The 18,795-nt window shown below is 38.9% G+C and carries 18 protein-coding genes; 2 read left to right on the plus strand and 16 right to left on the minus strand.

Annotated features, from left to right (window positions below; all coding sequences use genetic code 11):
- Window positions 1-10: 10 nt before the first annotated feature.
- From DW000_RS04475 to DW000_RS04515, 9 genes are all read right to left on the minus strand, one after another.
- Window positions 11-2,920, minus strand: coding sequence for an insulinase family protein (locus tag DW000_RS04475; protein WP_120055321.1), 2,910 nt, complete (start codon window positions 2,918-2,920; stop codon window positions 11-13).
- Between the two features lie 140 nt (window positions 2,921-3,060).
- On the minus strand, window positions 3,061-3,378 hold the full coding sequence (locus tag DW000_RS04480; protein ID WP_004696238.1) for a hypothetical protein: 318 nt from the start codon (window positions 3,376-3,378) through the stop codon (window positions 3,061-3,063).
- A gap of 7 nt (window positions 3,379-3,385) precedes the next feature.
- The gene (locus tag DW000_RS04485; RefSeq protein WP_004696945.1) at window positions 3,386-4,615 is read right to left on the minus strand and encodes an aspartate kinase; all 1,230 of its coding nucleotides are present in this window, start codon (window positions 4,613-4,615) and stop codon (window positions 3,386-3,388) included.
- Window positions 4,616-4,934: 319 nt separating this feature from the next.
- Window positions 4,935-5,324: a class II SORL domain-containing protein gene (locus tag DW000_RS04490; RefSeq protein ID WP_004696242.1), complete on the minus strand. Its 390-nt coding sequence runs from the start codon at window positions 5,322-5,324 to the stop codon at window positions 4,935-4,937.
- A gap of 139 nt (window positions 5,325-5,463) precedes the next feature.
- Window positions 5,464-6,006: a cob(I)yrinic acid a,c-diamide adenosyltransferase gene (gene cobO / locus DW000_RS04495; protein WP_008714156.1), complete on the minus strand. Its 543-nt coding sequence runs from the start codon at window positions 6,004-6,006 to the stop codon at window positions 5,464-5,466.
- Between the two features lie 88 nt (window positions 6,007-6,094).
- Window positions 6,095-7,471, minus strand: coding sequence for a cobyrinate a,c-diamide synthase (locus DW000_RS04500; protein WP_021148280.1), 1,377 nt, complete (start codon window positions 7,469-7,471; stop codon window positions 6,095-6,097).
- Between the two features lie 29 nt (window positions 7,472-7,500).
- Window positions 7,501-8,208: a precorrin-2 C(20)-methyltransferase gene (cobI, locus tag DW000_RS04505; RefSeq protein ID WP_012864519.1), complete on the minus strand. Its 708-nt coding sequence runs from the start codon at window positions 8,206-8,208 to the stop codon at window positions 7,501-7,503.
- Window positions 8,209-8,294: 86 nt separating this feature from the next.
- The gene (locus tag DW000_RS04510; protein WP_120055323.1) at window positions 8,295-9,149 is read right to left on the minus strand and encodes a sirohydrochlorin cobaltochelatase; all 855 of its coding nucleotides are present in this window, start codon (window positions 9,147-9,149) and stop codon (window positions 8,295-8,297) included.
- A gap of 206 nt (window positions 9,150-9,355) precedes the next feature.
- Window positions 9,356-10,237 (minus strand): sirohydrochlorin cobaltochelatase, encoded by an 882-nt coding sequence (locus DW000_RS04515; RefSeq protein WP_004696252.1) that lies wholly within the window; start codon window positions 10,235-10,237, stop codon window positions 9,356-9,358.
- Window positions 10,238-10,698: 461 nt separating this feature from the next.
- Here DW000_RS04515 and DW000_RS04520 point away from each other — a divergent pair, with 461 nt between their 5' ends.
- Together DW000_RS04520 and DW000_RS04525 are read left to right on the plus strand one after the other, a co-directional pair.
- The gene (locus DW000_RS04520; RefSeq protein ID WP_004696254.1) at window positions 10,699-11,688 is read left to right on the plus strand and encodes a sirohydrochlorin cobaltochelatase; all 990 of its coding nucleotides are present in this window, start codon (window positions 10,699-10,701) and stop codon (window positions 11,686-11,688) included.
- Window positions 11,689-11,739: 51 nt separating this feature from the next.
- Window positions 11,740-12,681, plus strand: a complete 942-nt coding sequence (locus tag DW000_RS04525) for an ABC transporter substrate-binding protein (protein ID WP_120055325.1) — start codon at window positions 11,740-11,742, stop codon at window positions 12,679-12,681.
- A gap of 68 nt (window positions 12,682-12,749) precedes the next feature.
- On the opposite strand, the gene DW000_RS04530 is transcribed toward DW000_RS04525, so the two are convergent.
- The 7 genes from DW000_RS04530 to cobM all read right to left on the minus strand — a co-directional run bounded on the left by DW000_RS04530 (window position 12,750) and on the right by cobM (window position 18,794).
- Complete coding sequence (locus tag DW000_RS04530) at window positions 12,750-13,532, minus strand: ABC transporter ATP-binding protein (RefSeq protein ID WP_105086614.1); 783 nt, start codon at window positions 13,530-13,532, stop codon at window positions 12,750-12,752.
- Window positions 13,532-14,527: an iron ABC transporter permease gene (locus tag DW000_RS04535; RefSeq protein ID WP_021148283.1), complete on the minus strand. Its 996-nt coding sequence runs from the start codon at window positions 14,525-14,527 to the stop codon at window positions 13,532-13,534. Before DW000_RS04535 ends, DW000_RS04530 begins: the two co-directional genes overlap by 1 nt.
- A gap of 199 nt (window positions 14,528-14,726) precedes the next feature.
- The gene (locus DW000_RS04540; protein ID WP_004696261.1) at window positions 14,727-15,392 is read right to left on the minus strand and encodes a precorrin-8X methylmutase; all 666 of its coding nucleotides are present in this window, start codon (window positions 15,390-15,392) and stop codon (window positions 14,727-14,729) included.
- Entirely contained in the window at window positions 15,379-16,167 is a 789-nt protein-coding gene (gene cobK / locus DW000_RS04545) for a precorrin-6A reductase (RefSeq protein ID WP_008714166.1), read from the minus strand. The genes DW000_RS04540 and cobK overlap by 14 nt, the downstream gene beginning before the upstream one ends.
- Window positions 16,164-16,853, minus strand: coding sequence for a precorrin-3B C(17)-methyltransferase (gene cobJ / locus DW000_RS04550; protein ID WP_004696265.1), 690 nt, complete (start codon window positions 16,851-16,853; stop codon window positions 16,164-16,166). Before cobJ ends, cobK begins: the two co-directional genes overlap by 4 nt.
- Before the next feature lie 29 nt (window positions 16,854-16,882).
- The gene (locus tag DW000_RS04555; RefSeq protein WP_120055327.1) at window positions 16,883-18,028 is read right to left on the minus strand and encodes a cobalt-precorrin 5A hydrolase; all 1,146 of its coding nucleotides are present in this window, start codon (window positions 18,026-18,028) and stop codon (window positions 16,883-16,885) included.
- A 4-nt stretch (window positions 18,029-18,032) separates the two neighbouring features.
- A complete protein-coding gene (gene cobM, locus DW000_RS04560) occupies window positions 18,033-18,794 on the minus strand; it encodes a precorrin-4 C(11)-methyltransferase (RefSeq protein ID WP_012864529.1) in 762 nt (253 codons plus the stop codon).
- Window position 18,795: the final 1 nt, after the last annotated feature.

Here is an 18,795-nt window from a genome sequence, read left to right on the forward strand (position 1 = left end):
TATAAAACGATTATCCTAGAGAAATAATGTTATCGAATACCTTACCAGCGTCTTTAATTTTTTGTTCGTTCCCCATTGTACAAATGTGATTGTCCTTCAACACTGGTTCAACCACATCTGCTAAAGCAACGATATCCTCTGGCTTACAAGCGATAACTTGTTTACGAAACTCTACCTTATCCTCTAGTTTAGCACCGCTAAAATACATCCCCATCGCACGTGGACCACGCAACGCAGGAGTCATAGGCAAGTCCAAGGAGCTCATAGTACCGATAATATATTTACGCATCTCACGATCAGTCAACGCAAACTCACGAAGGTATTGAGGTAATTCTTTATATACATTTAATGTTTCTACCAAGTTTGGATCGCGATAGCTACAGAAAATCATATTACCATCGTCATAGAAGTTTGCAAAGGCACCGTAAGCACCGCCTTGTACACGAATACGAATCCAAAGATACTCATAACGTAAAATCGTTTCCAATACACTCATTGGGCCTACGTGTTTATACCCATGGTCTATAAAGTTACCACCTTGAGCTACGTATTGAACCTTACCAGCTGTAACGATACCATCATTACCAGACAAACGTGTAATTTTTAATGTATCATTACTTAAGTCAGTAGTATCCCAGGTTTCAATCAATGGTTTCATAAGATTTTCAAAGGCTTCTAATTCTCCTTCTTCACCAACGAACATGATATCCACATTATTAGCACGAAAAATCTTACGAGCCACATCAGCTAATTTTTCCGGCAATAATGGTAATGCCGCAGGATTAGAAGCCAATTCGCTAATCTTTTGATAGTAACCGAAGTTACCATTATCTCTAAATTTACCAACTGCAGATACTTGTGCCATAACACGTTGACTTACAATGGAGTTGCCACGACGAAACGCTTCATTATCCCAAATAGCTTTGCTTTCTTGAACAAGTTCGGTCAAGCGTCTATGGTCACTATAATCTGCTTTTTGTACTACTTCGTTAATCAAACGGCATAAGTCAGGTAATTTAGAATGCAAGGCTTTAGCTCGAACAATCATGAGAGGCGTAAATTCATCACGCTTACCATCTTTGCTAATAGCCGTAATATCTGAGCTTAAACCACCAAGATTCATATTGATATCTTTCGCCAATGCTTCATAGCCACGTTCAGATGTGTTGATACGACCGATAATATCACTTAGAATATCGGCATAGAACAACTCATCTTCTGTAAGACAACTTAAATTAAAGTAAAGACCTACATAGTTGATGCCTTTTGTGAAAGTAGGTACAAAATGTACTGTAGTATTGCCAATTTTACTTTCACGACGTTCTACTTCTTCAATATTAGGATTTAAATCTGATAATTCAAGCAATGGAATCGACGCTAATGCTTCGTCGCTATCTGGAGCCTCTTGACGAAGTTTAAGTCGTTTTGTTTGCTCTACAATCGCTTCGATTTCTTCTGGAGTCATCTTAGCTTTTACAGAAGCTAAATATTCTTTAACCTCTGCATCCTTGCGCTCTTGAAGACCACGTTCAGGATAAATAGAAACAAGCACTTTATGATTGTTATTTAAGATAGATTGACGAATTAAATCTTCAAAGTACGTACCGGATAAGCCCTTGCGAATATTCACTAATGCTTCTTCGTAGTGTAATAACTCAAGTGGGTCATTGTCATATAGCCAATTATCCATCATACGGATAACATAAGCAAGACCAATTGGGCGACCACCAAAGTCGCTTTCACGAAGAGCAAACTCAATGCTATTCAAGGAAGCTTCTAATAATTCTTTATCTAAACCGTTATCACAAAGTTCTTGCAATGTAGATTCCACAATACGCTGCAAGTCAGCTTGTTTATCGAGATTAGAACCAGTTGCTTGCACGGTCCACAAAGGTTGACGAATGCTATCAAGATAATAACCACTCACATCAGAGCCGATACCGGCTTTCACCAAAGCCTGTTTAAGAGGAGCCGCAGGAGATGTCAACAATGCATGTGTTAATACCTCAAAAGCCAAGCTATGCTCAGGAGTTACATCAGGTAACACATAGGCAAAGGAATGTAAAGTTCGGTTGTCTGTTGGCTCTTCAGAACCTACGCTATATGGATAACTTACCACTTTACCTTCCGTAAATGGCGTTTGTATACCAACCTCTGTATTAACCTCAATAGCATCAAAATGACTTAAGTACTCATCATTCAAGAATGCCAATTGCTCTTCAATATTCATATCACCATAAAGGAAGATATAACTATTGGACGGATGATAATGAACTCGATAGAACTCTTGGAACTCTTTATAAGTTAAGTCTGTAATATGGTCAGGATCTCCACCAGAATCAACACCATAAGTGGTGTCTGGGAAAAGTTCACGCATCATTTGGCGCTCTAAAACGGAATCCGGAGAGGAATAAACACCCTTCATCTCATTGAAGACAACGCCTTTATAGGTAAGTTCATCGTCCGCACTATCTAACTCATAATGCCAACCTTCTTGCATCACGATTTCCGCATCTTCACGAACGCGTGGATAGAATACAGCATCAAGATATACGTCCATCAAGTTGTGGAAGTCTTTATCATTCTTGCTGGCTACAGGATACATTGTTTTATCAGGGTAGGTCATAGCGTTTAAGAACGTGTTTAAAGACCCCTTAACAAGCTCAACAAATGGCTCTTTTAAAGGAAACTTACGAGAACCACATAAAACGGAATGTTCCATAATATGTGCTACACCAGTACTATTATGTGGTGTTGTTCTAAAAGCGATATTGAATACTTTATTAGAATCTGGCGAATCAATATAAATTAAACGTGCACCAGACTTTTCATGTTTCATTTCATAAGCGGTACCATTGATCTCATCAATGCGCTCAATACGGTCAAGGCGAAAGCCAGAATAAACCTTATTTATTTCCATGCTGTCCCTTCTTTCTATACTAATATAATGATTTCTCTCTGAATAATTTATTATATCATATCGATGACTCTATATATAGATGTTAAGAATAATTATCGAATTATAAAACCCCATAGGCAAGTATTCCCATGGGGTTCATATTATTTATTATGTTGCATCTGCCACTTTTGATTGCGACGCAAGGTTAATAAGCCTTCTAACACGGCTTCGAATTGTATAAAACTCAATGTATATGGTTGATACATATCTGGTACAACCTTGTAAGTAATAGTAACCTCAGACTTATCGTAATCATAGAAGATACCATGTAAATTACTCATTGTTGTGTAACCAGTTTGAGCTTGTTCCAATGTTGGAATAGGCTGATTTTTTAGATTTCCTAGTAGATCGCTAATGAAACCTTCCTTACGACCTTGGTCATTGAGCATTTCATCCATAAAACTACGTAGACTATCCATGCAGTGATTAACCTCGTTGATCTAACAATAAGCCATTATGAATTACACGAACAGCATCTTTTACGCGATCTTCAGCAACAAGGCAAGAAATACTAATTTCAGAAGTAGAAATGATTTCAATATTGATACCTTCTTGGCTCAAGATATCAAACATTTGCGCAGCTACACCAGGTTGTCCTAACATACCTGCACCAATAATGGAAACTTTAGCCATTTTTTCATCAATATTAACAGCTTCAATATCTACTGCTTTTTGTAATTCTTCTAATACTTCTCGAGCTAATACCACATCATCCATAGCTACTGTAAAGATAAGATCAGTTTTTGGTTCTCCTACGGAACGGATAGATTGAACAATCATATCTACGTCAACGTTTCTGGCAGCTAATGCTTTGAATACAGTCGCTGCAACGCCTGGTTTATTTTCAACGCCTACAAGGGCTACTTTTGCTGTATTTGTATCATCAGCTACGCCAGTAATTACGTGTTTATTTGCTTCCACAGTATAATCCTCCCGAATAATAGTACCTGGTTTATCACTAAATGTAGAACGTACATGAATAGGTACACCATAACGGAAACCCATTTCTACGGCACGCGGTTGCATTACACCGGCACCAAGGCGTGCCATTTCAAGCATTTCGCCATACGTTACTTCTTCTAATTTGAAAGCTTCCTTCGCCACGCGAGGATCTGTAGAATATACGCCGTCTACATCCGTAAAAATCTCACATACATCCGCTTTCATAGCACCTGCCAATGCAACAGCTGTTGTATCAGAGCCACCACGGCCTAATGTCACCATATCACCATATTCAGTTATACCTTGGAAACCAGCAACTACTACAATTTTACCTTCATCCAAAGCTTCAAACACACGATTAGGATCAACGCCCAAAATGCGACCTTTATTAAACGTATCACTACTTGTAATACCTGCTTGATCACCTGTTAAGGATACAGATTCCTGACCACGTTCGTTAAAAGCCATTGCCATCAATGCAATTGTTACTTGTTCACCGGTAGACAACAAGCGGTCCATTTCGCGACCATACGGCTTGGATGTAACTTGTTTAGCTAAGGCCACCAAGTCATCAGTTGTATCACCCATAGCAGATACAACAAGAACGATTTTATCGTCAGCTTGCTTCTCACGAAGAACGCGATCAACAATATTAAATATTTTTTCTGGTGTAGCTACGGAACTACCACCAAATTTTTTAACGATTAAGGCCACAATAATCCCTCATTTAACTATGTTTACTAAATATCAATATGCATATACTTTACCACAAACAAATAGCACTGTAAAGGGATGTATAGCAATTAATCCACTGGAGTGATACAAAACTCCTTTTTATGCGGACATTAAAAATCAAATAATATGTCTATAATATTATGAATATGCATTAAACAATCCTAACATGTATTAGCCATAATGCCATTAAATATCTACTATTAAAAGTTTAACTTTGCCTCATTATTAAACTATGTGAACACATAGATATACAAAAAGACCAGCCCTAGGGCTGGTCTTTATTAGTTGTTTTAGTTAATTAAGCAACTACGATATCTTTTTCGGATTCCCACAAGCCATGGATATTGCAGTAGGAAACAGCAATCAATTTACCGGATTTTTTCAAAGCTACTGCTAAAGTACCTTCAGAAACTGCTGCTACAGGACCTTCGTTTGCAGTTGCACCGTCACCATGAACGTTGAACTCGATAGCGCCAACTTCGAATGGTAATTGAGTGCCCTCAGCTACGAAGTACAATTTAATCCAATCAATGTGATGTTCTACAGTGTTTGGATGTGCAATGTCTTTACCTACGGATAAAGTAACGTGGAATGTTTCACCTGCTTTTACAGTGTCAACTGTTTCGATAACAGGAACGTGTTTTTCAGTAGCGAAATCGCCAGATTTAATGTAATCATGTACAGCCATAGTTAACCTCCTGGTTAGTCTTATATACATACTTAATGTCAAGAATATTGAGCACCTCTGTGCTTATGACTATATTATACATTTTCGATATAGTTTTAGCAAGTTCTTTTTCGATTTTTTTCGATTTTTTTGAATTAAATCAAAATTCTATTCCTTTAGCAGCTTTTATGCCCTTTTCATAAGCATGCTTTACTACCTTCATTTCTGTTACAGTATCCGCCATATCAATGATTTCAGGTTTAGCATAACGCCCCGTCAAAACAACATGAAGCCTTTTTGGCTTATTGTTAAGCATTTCCACTACAGAATGCACATCGATAAGCTCATAATTAATGGCATTATTTATTTCATCCATAACAATTAGATCCCATTTATCGGAGTTTACTTCCTCTACTAATGTACGCCAAGCGGCTTGTGCTGCTTCTTTGTGGCGAGCAAGCTCAGCTTCCCCTACTTCATCCCGTTTATAGTAAATAAAGCCTTTTCCCATAGAGCGAATTTCAACTTGATCACCTAGTTTAGCGAGACCTGCCAATTCACCATAGCCATTGCCGCTCTTAATAAATTGTAATATAAGAACCTTGAAACCTTGTCCGACAGCACGTAAAACAACGCCTAATGCCGCTGTTGTTTTACCTTTACCATTCCCTGTATTAACTAGAATTAATCCACGTTCTTCCATAATAGCTCCTTTAATACGAACTGTCCCACAGAATGTAATTGTGATAACACATAGTCATATAAACCTATTAAATACATTTATACATCTATTACTTTTGGGCTTTATAAGCAGCACATGTATCAACAAAATGTTGTGCCCCTTCATCAGAGCCAGCAAAGTTCAAATGTAAGTAAGAAGCTAATACATTTTTTGTTGCATAGCCGCCGTCATACGATTGAGGTTTACGGCCTCCTTCTAAATGAAAAGCCCATGGGAAGTCATCTATAGTTGGCTCCATTGTAGAGAAATGGAACTCATGACCACGAATAGCTGTATTCATAGCGCCTAATAAAGTATCTCTCTTTGCAGTTGCTGTAACATACCCCACCTTTTGAAGCTTTTGTTGCATCACACAATTGGCAGGTACAATACCTACAGTTTTATATACAGAGCCTTCAAAGTCATGAATGCTTTCACAAAGATACATAAGGCCACCACATTCGGCATAAATAGGCATACCTTGTGCATTAGCTTGGCGGATAGATTCCTTCATAGACTCATTGCTAGATAACTGGAATAAAAACATTTCTGGAAAGCCACCCCCAAATACAAGTCCGTCTACATCGGGAATTACCGAATCATTAAGCGGACTAAAGTAAACAAGCTCAGCCCCTTTTTCCTCTAACGCAGCAAGACTAGCTGGATAATAAAAAGAGAATGCCTCATCATAAGCTACACCGATTTTCACACGTTTTTCAATGGATTTAACATCTATAGCATCTGGTAGTTCGATAGTTGGTGCATTGGTAGCAATTTCCAATAGTGCATCGAGATTTACCATCTTCTCAACAGCTTCTCGAATCGTATTAATCGCCTCTGTTGGATCGATTTCAGTAACTGGTGTAAGTCCTAAATGACGCTCTGGAGAATGCATACGATCATCACGATAAATGGCACCAATAACAGGTACACCAATTTTATCCATCCCTTCACGAACCATACGCTCATGATTAGCAGAGCCTAAGCGGTTCAAAATGACACCACCAAAGTTTACCTCTGGGTCATAGTCACGGAACCCTTTAGCAATAGCTGCTGCACTTTCACCCATAGCCTTACAATCAATAACAAGCACCACCGGTGCATTTAACTGTTTAGCAATTTGAGCCGTAGAACTAACGCCTTCTCGACCACCATCGTAAAGGCCCATAACACCTTCAATAATGGCAAGGTCTACATCATGTGCCATTGTAGCAAAGAAAGGAGTCAACTTGTGAGGTGGCACAAGCCACGTATCTAAATTATAGCTGTCACGGCCGGATGCAATTTTATGAAAGCCCGGATCAATATAATCCGGGCCCACTTTAAAAGATTGCACCGTACGTCCACCATTTGCATAAGCGGCCAATAAACCCGCTACGATAGTTGTTTTACCAACACCAGAGTTGGTACCAGCAATGACAACACGTGGAATCTGTACTGTGTTCATAGATATTACCTCGTAATACGATGTGTTTGTTAACGATCCTTGCGTTTTGCAAGAATTGTAGATAAGTAGTTGAGTTTAGTATCTTTTGGCATATTATCTAAACCTACGAATACTTGCTCATCAGGCAAACCTACACGGCTAATCATAACCGCATCATCTGCCATATTATGTTTAATCAAGGTTTCTTGTACTTCATCAAAGTTTTTATATACCTTCATAATAACTGCATCATCTGCAACAGCCAATACAGCATCGATTTTTTCTTTAGGCGCTGTAGCTGGAACGATGGCCAATACCTCTTCCTTCTCTACGATTGGATAGCCAAGGTGAGATCCGATAGCACAGAATGCAGTAACGCCAGGAATTGTTTCAATTTCATGCCCTGTGTTTTCAATCAAACGGTATACATACATATATGTGCTGTAGAACATAGGATCACCTAATGTTAAGAATACAACACTTTTACCTTCATCCAAATAAGACAAGATAACGCGTTTAGCCTCTTGCCAGCCTTCCTCTTGCGTAGAATCATCCAACACCATTGGGAATACTACGGGAACGATTTCTGTATGTTCTTGGATATATGGGGATGCGATATCAAGGGCTACGGAACCATCTTTCTTTTCTGTTTTAGGTGTGATAATAATATCTGCTTCTCCTACGATGCGAGCAGCTTTCACAGTCATTAATTCAGAATCGCCAGGGCCTACGCCAATACCATATAATTTACCTTTCATGGGTATCTCCTATTCTTATAGTCACACTCTATTTATAATTGCAATATCTTTTATTATAACCAATTTATACAATATATACAAAGATACTATTTAATATTTGGTATTGCAGGACGATGTGGGCTACGTTTGCCATACAAATCGTCGATACAATCTTGCACATGTTGACGGAAAATATCATGAATCGCTTCATATTCACCTAGAGCACTATGAATTGGTTTAACCTCATATCCTGCTCCAGCGAGTTCATTCACTATGCTATCCTCTTCGTCACCAAATAAATCATTTTGTGCATGATCCCCGAGTACCAATAATAAAGGATGTACATAAATTGTTTTTGGGCGTTTACCATCAAGCCATTCCCAAGGCATTGCTACATCTGACACATATGGTGCGTTTTCAAGTACAGCAATACGCACATTCGTAAGTCCATTACGGATTAGCTTAAACTGTAAATTACCATATGAAGAATTGCCAGAACCAAGACCTCCATGACCAACCAATAACAAACCATCATCTTTGGAAATATTAAGAGATTTAATGAAACGGTCAATCAAAATTTGGTAATCATCTGGATGCTCTTCTTGTCCCATGTAGTATACGAGAGGTCTACCTACACGCAACACTTCGAGTTGTCCTTCACCTTCATGAGCAAGGATATTATTTTTTAATTTATCGAACTCTTCACCACCGGTGAAATGAAGTGGCTGCACATATACATGTGTATAACCTTCTTGAATCAGTTTCTCTAACGCCCCTTGTTCAGTAGGAATCTCAATACCACGCTCACGTAAGCGCTTAACGATGATACGAGACGAAAAAGCTAATTCTACAGTATAATCCGGATACGATTTACGAATATGTTCTACTACAGAATCGATATTATGTACACGAGCACTGTCCACAGTGGACCCAAAGGCAACAACTAAGATAGCTTGTTTCATGAATGTCTCCTTATATTAACTAATAATGTATCTTAATCATACCATAGACCATTCTCTAGGGGCATACCATGGTACGTATAAAATGGAAATTATTCTTATCTTTCATGGTAAAAGTAAAAATCCTCCTCATTGGATATCCAACAAGGAGGATTTTTATTAATGTGAAGGAGTGCAGTAATGTATGTCTAATTATGTAATAGCAAATATCAAGAAATCAAACCTTGCGCTTCCAAGCGAGAATTTGTCATCACAGGTTTTACGGATTCTCTAGGCATGGGCCGCTTCCGATCAGACATGCGGATAGCTTGACCTAAATGTTTCAAAAATAAATCTTGTACATGTGGGTTTTCCCCAAGCCCTTCATTCCAGATATCAACATTATAGCCTTCCTCAGCGAGTAAAGCATAAATGGAATCGGAGCGTTCACCGCCAAGATAGTCCATTAAATGTGTAGAACCTATGAGAGCCAATGGTACAACTAATAAATCTTTATGCCCCATACGATCCAAGAAAGTAAGAGCTTGTTTAAAAGTAGGGAAACCATTTGTAGTAAATACTACTACGTTTGGTGCTGCACCATACATTGCCTTTAATTGCAATGTACTGAACTCTAATTGATTTTGGCCATTCGCCATGAGCACAACAGATTTATTAAGTGCTTTTGTATTAACGTGACGAACAATGCTTTCTAATGTTGCTTCATAATCATCGGCATAATTTTTTACACCTAAAGAGGTAAGCAATGGTTTACCGATATTTACCTGGCTAAAACCATATTCATTGCTATGTAAAAACTTTAATGCTTGTTTGCGCATTTGTTGGTAGCACTGATCTGCCACCAATGTAATAGGTTGAATGTACACCTCATCAATTCCCATGCGAGCGAAATCTTGCATAGCCTCTGTGAAAGAAGAAATCTTATCTTCGTACTTCTCATTCCACTTCTCTACTAATGCATCAGATAAGAATACGCGGCGTACCTCCATATCACTATACATGGAACGTACTTTTTTCTCTATACTGCCAATGGATTTCTCCACAGCATCTTGGTAAATTGATCCAAAGGATGCAATAATTATGCCTTTCATATGTGACCTCCATATTACTCATACATGAAACAACTTTCACAATTGAAAACTGTTATCAACTACTATGTAATAATAGTACAAGATTAATCTATAGAAGTCAATGAGAAAAAATATCAAAATTAATATTTATAACGATTAATTTAATTGTAGTAATATTATGGGGCCCCATCAAAATAATCCTAAATAAAATTACTTATATATTCACATATTCATATCCTTATAACCAACAAGAATATAATTATAAAATGTACTATCATACTTTATTCATCACATTAATTTATTAAGGATTTCTTAATTTCTCTATACTTCTAGGGGTATAGGGTTTATTGACACCCCTTTTCCCTTTTGCTACGATTGAAATAAGGTTATATATATGCGATGAATCCATAGTTTTCATTATAATAGAGCTATGTAAATGATTGCATATTAGTGTAGTTATAGTTATAGATAGGAGTATAGAAATGAAAAAACAATTAGCTTTAGCATCCGCTATTCTAGGTCTTGCAGTATCCTTTGGTGCACCAGTTGTATCTAATGCTGCATATCAATTAAATGAAGAAGTAAAAGATCCTACACCAGCATTGAAAGAAGCCGCTGCAATTGGTGTTCGTACACATAATACAGAAGCTTTACAAAACTTGCCAAACAAAGATGCTATGGTTGTTATGAGCTTTGGTACAACTTATAAAGATACTCGTGTGAAAACAATCGATGCTACTGTAGATGCTATTAAGGCAGCACACCCAAATACTAAAGTGATAACTGCTTTCACAAGCCATATTATTCGTGATCGTATCCAACAAAAAGAAGGTATAACATACCCTACACCTGAAGAAGCTTTAGCTGAACTTAAAAAAGATGGTTACACTCGCGTTGCATTGGCATCTCTAGATGTAATTCCTGGTATGGAATATAACTACGATGCAGCAGTATATAATTTATACAAAAATGATTTCAAAAAAATGACACTCGGTACTTCTCTTATGTACTGGATGGGTCAAGAAAACCAAACTGACCAAGTTATTGAAACATTAAAAGCTGTTCAATCCCAATTCCCTAAATTAGGTAAAGAAGATGGTCTTCTTATCATGGCTCATGGTACTCCAGATCCTTCCAATGCATACTATTCTGTAATTCAAGACCGTATCCATACTCTTGGCATGAAAAATGTATTCATCTACACAGTAGAAGGTACACCAAATCTTGAACAAGTTATCCCTCAATTGAAATTACATGGTATTAAACATGTTACATTGATGCCTTTCATGATGGTTGCTGGTGACCATGCAAACAACGACATGGCTGGTAACGAACCAGATTCCCACAAATCCATTCTTGAAAAAGAAGGCTTCAAAGTTGACACTTACATCCATGGTTTAGGTGAAAACCAAAACATCCGTAACTTATTCGTTGAACGTGCTAACGAAGCTTGGGATGCATTAGAAAAATAATCAATATAACTAAGATCGTTATTGCATATATAACATTCATAGGAGTACATCATGAAAAAACTACTACTCGGTAGTATCGCTTTGGTTATGATTGTACTAGCACTAGCTGGGTGTGGTAAAACCACATCCAGCTCTTCTGCTACTACGAAGGAATTGACCTTTAATGGCCAAACCTATACTGTACCAAAGGATCCACAAAAAATTGCTGTATTATCTAATTCTGTTTTATCTATGCTTTATGCTGTCGATGGTAAAGCCATTAGCCGTGCCAATACAACGGATAAATTAGCCCCAGAATTAGAAGCTCTACCCGCTCTTGGTCAAACTGCAAATATCAACATGGAACAACTATTAGGCTTGAAGCCAGATGTGGTATTGGGTTTAGTAAATCAACATAAAAAATATGAATCCCAATTACAAGCTAATAATATTCCAACCGTACTTTTTGATTACGATGGTATTAAAGATAATGTACCAATGTTAACATTCCTTGGCGAGTTAACCAATCATCAAGATAAGGCTAAATCTATTATTAATACCTATGAAAGCAATATTACCAAGGTAAAAGATGCTGTTAAGAATCAACAGCCTGCACGTGTTGCCGTATTACGTGCCACAGGAAAAGGTGTAACTGCCGAAACTGATGAAGCAGTTACTGCATCTATGGTAAAAGAACTAGGCATGACAAACGTTGTTGCCTCCCACTTAGAAGGTACAACCAAGGATAAAACTGTCCCTTACTCTCTTGAAACATTGACTGCAGATAACCCTGATATTATCTTTGTTGTTACAATGGGTAAAGAAGAAGAAATTACAAAAGCTATGAAACAAGCTATGACAGATAATCCTGCATGGGCTAATTTAAAAGCCGTACAAAATAACCGCGTAATATACTTACCATCTAAACTATTCCTATTAAACCCAGGACTACAAACACCTGAAGCTATGGCACGTTTAGTTAAAGAAGCATACGGTATTAATGTTACATTCTAACATATTGTATCATGCGAAAGAGGGCATCCCCCAAATAGGGAATGCCCTCTTTTTCTATTAGTATCAAGCTACTCAACTAATCCTTTTACGCGCACATATTTTTTATTATCAAATGTATCAAGTTGTACATCTACAGAGAATACATCTCTAAACAACTCATCCGATATAATTTTACTTGTCTCTCCTGATGCTACTAAATGGCCTTCTTTTATAACAGCCATATAATGTGAATATTGAACCGCCTGTGTTAGTTCGTGAAGTACCATGAGAACGGTTAAATCTTGTTCCTTATTTAATCGTTTCAATAACTCCATAATTTCTAATTGGTGATTAATATCTAAATATGTTGTTGGTTCGTCTAAGACTAATAATTTTGGTTGCTGTGCTAGCGCCATAGCAATCCAAACGCGTTGCCGTTCACCACCAGATAGGGATGGGATTAATTGTTCTCGCAAATGATTCGTTTTCGTGATATGTAACGCATAGTCAACAATCTCACGATCTTCTTTAGCCGTGTTTTTCCACCATGTTTGGTATGGATACCGTCCACAATATACCAATTCTTCTACAGTCATATCCTTTGGCATATTCGGTACTTGTGGCAAAAATGCCATTTGCCGTGCCAGATTGTTTTGAGAATATGATTGTAACGGTTTATCAAATATGGTAATACATTCATGAGGGCTATGAATATATCCGATCATAGATCGTAAAAGCGTACTTTTACCACAGCCATTAGGCCCTATTAATGTCGTAATTTTACCGATAGGAACCGATACATTAATGTCATGTAGAATATGACGATTGCCAAGAGTTACGGATAACTGTTTTACATCAATAGCGGTATTCATTAGTTATCCCTCCTCAATAGATACAAGAAGAACGGCGCTCCAAAGAATGCCATAATAATGCCCACTGGTACCTCTATAGGGCTCCACATAACACGTCCTATTGTATCACTAACAACAAGAACTAGAGCGCCTAATAATGCAGATCCAGGCAGTAAATATGCATAGTCATTACCGATTATAAGACGTAACATATGGGGAATAACCAAACCTACAAATCCGATAAGCCCAGCTATACTTACAGCACCAGCCGCTAAAAGAGCAGCCACTGCAGTCATAATAAACCGTGTTTGTTCTACCTTAAGGCCTAATCCCTTTGCAGTTTCATCACCCAAACTTAAAATGGTAAGTCGTTTAGCTCCTAAACAGGCAAAAATAAGGCCAACTATAGCATATGGAAACAGCACTTCTACCTGAGGCCAACTGCGTGCAGCGAGTCCTCCTACCATCCAAAGCAATGCCCCTTGTACACGATCACCGAAGAATACAAGTAGTGCTGAAATACCTGAGCCTAAAAAGGCTGCGACCGCAACACCAGCTAAGATAATACGACTAGGTCGCACTCCATTTTTCCATGCTAGTGCATACACCATGAGTGCTGCAGCCATAGCACCTAAAAAGGCTACCAACGGAACTATATGATCATACCCAGGGAATAAAATAAATATGATAACACCAGCCAGCCCTGCACCAGAGGATACCCCTACAATCTGTGGATCTGCTAGAGGATTTTTCATAACTGCTTGCAAAATTGCACCAGATACAGCTAGACAAGCCCCCACTAACGCAGCTACAATATTGCGAGGCAATCGAATATTCCAAATAATTTGTGAAGATGTGTCAGTTAGCTCACTAGACCATAATGTATGCCAAATCTCAGCTAATGATACGGATGTTGATCCCCAAATAAGAGATATAATCATGCTCATAATAACGGCGATGATTAAGATACAAATCACTGATACACGAAATAATTTTCGTTCATTACTAGATGCCATATGAACCCCCTCTCAAAACCTACCTAATGTAATATAAGTCTCTTATAAAATGAACTCTATTTTACAGATACTACATTATAAGAAATTTAATATAGCATAATTACTGTGTTTATCTAATTTATGTTTAGCAATTATTGTGAAAAATATATACAGTAAAACCCGAATCGCAAAACTACTAAAACACGATTCGGGTTTTGTACTATTTAGATTCTTTGCCTTCTACGAAGAGCATGTCATTGCGTTTTACGTCTGTGTAAAGTAATGCATTACATACGGAAGCAGCGATTGGGCTACCACCTTTGTTGCCTTTTACAGTGATGTAAGGAACTGGGGATACTTCCATCAAATAGTCTTTGGATTCTGCAGCACCTACGAAGCCTACAGGAATACCAATGATAAGAGCTGGTTTAATGCCTTCTTCTAAAGCAAGGCGCAATACTTCGTACAATGCAGTTGGCGCATTACCAATAGCTACGATTTGGCCTTCTAATTGTTTGCCAAATGTACGCATAGCTGCGATGGAGCGAGTCACGCCTAACTCTTTAGCCATTTTAGCTACGTTTTCGTCTTTAATCAAGCAGTGTACTTCGTTACCGCGAATTTTAAGAGCTGGTTTAGAGATACCTGTGCGAACCATTTCTACATCTGTATAAATATCTGCACCATTATCCAAGGCTTCAATACCTTTTTGAACAGCATCAGGGCTCATTTTTACAAGTTGAGCATATTCAACATCGCCAGACGCATGTACTGTACGAGATACAACGCGCACTTCATCATCTGTTAAGCCTAAATCCTTTACATAATCGTAAATGATTTCCATGCTTTTATCTTCAATAGCTTTAGGATTTTTAACGTAATCCATTAGTGTCCTCCCATAATTTAAAGAATTCATCATTTGATGATACCACGTGACTTTCAAGTTTAACACGCGGACGATCGATAACAATAACATGGATACCAAGATCCATAGCTGCTTGTAATTTTGTATCAGCACCACCTACAAGGCCAGAGTTTTTCATAACTACAACGCTTGCCTGTGTATCGTGGAACATGATGCGGTTCATATCATAAGAAAATGGACCTTGGACAGCAACAATGCGCTTAGGACTCACGTTGAGGTCTTCCATCATTTGTAACACCTCGGCGGTCGGCAAAATACGTGTCCATACTTCACAATCTTGTAAAGCCTCAGATTTAGCAAAGATGTGCATTGTCTTACTACCTGTGGTCAAATACACATGTTTATTGTTTTCCTTTGCCAATTTGCCAGCTAAATTAGCGGCTTCTACCTCATCCACTACGATATGCAATTTATCATAGTCTGGCAATGGCACCTCTTTACGTTCAAAGCGAACAAAAGGAATACCTTCAGCTTTTGCTGCATCTTGAGCCGTAGCTGTAACAATAGCAGCATACGGATGGCTTGCATCGATTAATAAACGTACGTTGTGTTTCTTAATCAAATTTTGCATAGCCTCTTGATCAAGACGGCCCGTATGAACAGTAATGCCTTTATGGGCAGCAAGCTCTGCCCCATACTGACTCACAACAGTAACGAGAACCTCTTCACCTGTCCGTTCTTGGATGTCTACCGCTAAGGTACGACCATCCAAGGTACCAGCGATGACCCAAATCATAATTTGTAGCCTCGAGGTGTAATCATGCGACCATTTTCAACATAGGTTTGACTATTGCCGATAATAACAAGTGTTTGCATATCCACTTCTTCGTTTGTGAAATTCTCAAGGTCAGAAATTACCATGTGTTGCCCTGGACGACCTGCTTTTTGCACGATACCAACAGGTGTTTTAGGATCGCGGTATTTAAGAACGATTTCACGAACTTCATCTAAATGAGTAACGCGTTTTTTACTGCGCGGGTTGTACAAGGAGATAACCATGTCACCTTGTGCACAAAGATCAGCACGTTTTTTAATTAAATCCCATGGAGTCATCAAGTCACTAAGAGAAATAACTGCAAAGTCATGCATCAACGGAGCGCCTAAAACAGAAGCCGCTACGTTTACAGCACTAAGGCCAGGTACGATATCTACGGAAGGACGTTTTTCTGCTGGTACTTTATTAGCAAGTTCCAACACAAGACCTGCCATGCCGTATACGCCAGAGTCACCAGATGATACAACTACGACTTGATGGCCTTCTACCGCTAAATCAACAGCTTGTTGGCAACGATCTACCTCTTGCATCATGGCAGTGCCTACAGTTTCTTTACCTTCGATAAGGTCTTTAATCAAGTCAAGATAAGTCAAATAACCTACAACACGGTCAGCCGCTAAGATGGCTTCGCGCGCTTGAGGCGTCATAAACTCTTCATCGCCAGGGCCGATGCCAATTACTTTGATGTTACCTGTGCAATGGCTACCGTTGTTTTTGGATAAATTGTTTTGTGCTGTATTAGTGTTCGGCTCTTGGCCGCTAGTAATGCCGTTGTCTCGCATACGTTTCCTACTCCTATAGTTCCTTTTACAAAATTAGATTCTTTTAATTTTTCTTCTTCAATGAGTGGTGCCATCTCGTCCTGTGTATAGAACACGATAGGCCACCCCATAATTTGCATAACCTCTAACAGGCCTACTTCATCTTGTTTAACGATGACCGATGCCGCCGTTACAATGCTCTTTGGTGAAAGCTTATGCTCTGCCAAGGATTGTTGAATGGCGTCAAGGATCAATTCCTTTGGTGTGTCTCGGCGACAACCAATGCCCATCGTATACGTACGAGGACGTAAAATCAATTGATAACCATGCTCGGTAATTACTTTATCCGTAATGACTACACGAAAAGCACCCTCTTCAGCGCTTTTATTTTTACATGGAATAGACTCTAGTTGCTCCAAAGAAACAACGTGAACTATACCATGTTCACCAATATGAGCTTTCGCAGCTTGTTCTAGTTCCTCTGCATTCGGTAAGCTTTCATCGATATAATAATCAATACGCTCTCCCCCAACGATGGCAGAGTTCACATTGATTAAGGTTTGAAAATCATCTACCAACAGATGCTCGTGGCGCGCTAACACATCAGGCGCTGGCAATCCGTTTACATCCGTTGCAGTTGTAATAACAGGGTCCGCATCGATGGCCAGTGAAATGGACTGTGTCCATTCGTTGGCACCCCCAAGGTGACCAGATAATAAACTGATTACATGATGCCCTACTTCGTCCATTACGACTACCGCAGGATCCTTAGATTTATGCTCAATATACGGTGCAATCATGCGCACTACAATACCGAGTGCCATGATGCATAATACTTGATCGTAATCCTTAAAAATCTGTCCGATATGGCTTTTGAGGGAATCAAAATAAATAGCCTCACCACCAGAAGGACGGTTTTCTTTTTCAAAGCAGTCTGCATGAGGTGCCACCAAAGACTTGATGCGTTGACCTAGCTTTGCACCTCGTTCAGATACAGAAAGAATAGCCGTTCTATTCTTCTTAGCTCCCGTCATAGGCACAACAGTTTCTAGTTCTTTCATTATACTAGTCCTTAGCACTGCGGTACATATGAGCAAAGCCTTTATCATAGAGTTTAGACAATTCGTATTCACTATCTAATACATGGCTTACAACGATCATAGCTTGGCGCAATACGCCTTCTTTAGCTACGATGTCCGCAATAGTTTCCAATGTGCCACGAATAATACGTTGGTCTGGCCAAGAAGCTTTTACCACGATAGCCACTGGAGTCGTTTTGTCATAACCGCCCTCGATGAGTTCAGCTACAACCTTATCTAACATTTGAACGCTAAGGAAAATACACATTGTCGCTTCATGAGATGCTAACATGCGCAATTTTTCCTTTGGAGGCATCGGTGTACGACCTTCCATACGCGTAATAATGACTGTTTGAGATACATTTGGCAATGTATATTCTTGTTTCAATGCCGCAGCTGTAGCAAGGAAAGAGCTTACACCTGGTACGACTTCATAAGAAATCCCCATGCTAGCAAGTGCATCCATTTGCTCTTGAATAGCACCGTAAATAGCAGGGTCACCTGTGTGAAGGCGAACTACGCTTTTACCAGCCTCAACAGAAGCTTTCATAACAGCCAATACCTCATCAAGGTTCATAGTAGCACTGTTATGGATTTCACAGCCTGGTTTACAAGCCTCTAAAATGGCAGGGTTTACCAAGGAACCCGCATAAATTACAACATCTGCCTCTTGCACTAAACGATACCCTTTGCGAGTAATTAACTCAGGATCCCCAGGGCCTGCGCCTACAATATATACGTCAACCATA

The sequence above is a fragment of the Veillonella sp. AF36-20BH genome (assembly GCF_003602765.1).
Taxonomy (GTDB): domain Bacteria; phylum Bacillota; class Negativicutes; order Veillonellales; family Veillonellaceae; genus Veillonella; species Veillonella hominis.

Coding starts and splice junctions, on each gene's coding strand:
- DW000_RS04475 (WP_120055321.1), bottom strand. CDS start 2,920: ATGGAAATAAATAAGGTTTATTCTGGCTTTCGCCTTGACCGTATTGAG.
- DW000_RS04480 (WP_004696238.1), bottom strand. CDS start 3,378: ATGGATAGTCTACGTAGTTTTATGGATGAAATGCTCAATGACCAAGGT.
- DW000_RS04490 (WP_004696242.1), bottom strand. CDS start 5,324: ATGGCTGTACATGATTACATTAAATCTGGCGATTTCGCTACTGAAAAA.
- cobO (WP_008714156.1), bottom strand. CDS start 6,006: ATGGAAGAACGTGGATTAATTCTAGTTAATACAGGGAATGGTAAAGGT.
- DW000_RS04500 (WP_021148280.1), bottom strand. CDS start 7,471: ATGAACACAGTACAGATTCCACGTGTTGTCATTGCTGGTACCAACTCT.
- cobI (WP_012864519.1), bottom strand. CDS start 8,208: ATGAAAGGTAAATTATATGGTATTGGCGTAGGCCCTGGCGATTCTGAA.
- DW000_RS04510 (WP_120055323.1), bottom strand. CDS start 9,149: ATGAAACAAGCTATCTTAGTTGTTGCCTTTGGGTCCACTGTGGACAGT.
- DW000_RS04515 (WP_004696252.1), bottom strand. CDS start 10,237: ATGAAAGGCATAATTATTGCATCCTTTGGATCAATTTACCAAGATGCT.
- DW000_RS04520 (WP_004696254.1), top strand. CDS start 10,699: ATGAAAAAACAATTAGCTTTAGCATCCGCTATTCTAGGTCTTGCAGTA.
- DW000_RS04525 (WP_120055325.1), top strand. CDS start 11,740: ATGAAAAAACTACTACTCGGTAGTATCGCTTTGGTTATGATTGTACTA.
- DW000_RS04530 (WP_105086614.1), bottom strand. CDS start 13,532: ATGAATACCGCTATTGATGTAAAACAGTTATCCGTAACTCTTGGCAAT.
- DW000_RS04535 (WP_021148283.1), bottom strand. CDS start 14,527: ATGGCATCTAGTAATGAACGAAAATTATTTCGTGTATCAGTGATTTGT.
- DW000_RS04540 (WP_004696261.1), bottom strand. CDS start 15,392: ATGGATTACGTTAAAAATCCTAAAGCTATTGAAGATAAAAGCATGGAA.
- cobK (WP_008714166.1), bottom strand. CDS start 16,167: ATGATTTGGGTCATCGCTGGTACCTTGGATGGTCGTACCTTAGCGGTA.
- cobJ (WP_004696265.1), bottom strand. CDS start 16,853: ATGACGCCTCAAGCGCGCGAAGCCATCTTAGCGGCTGACCGTGTTGTA.
- DW000_RS04555 (WP_120055327.1), bottom strand. CDS start 18,028: ATGAAAGAACTAGAAACTGTTGTGCCTATGACGGGAGCTAAGAAGAAT.
- cobM (WP_012864529.1), bottom strand. CDS start 18,794: ATGGTTGACGTATATATTGTAGGCGCAGGCCCTGGGGATCCTGAGTTA.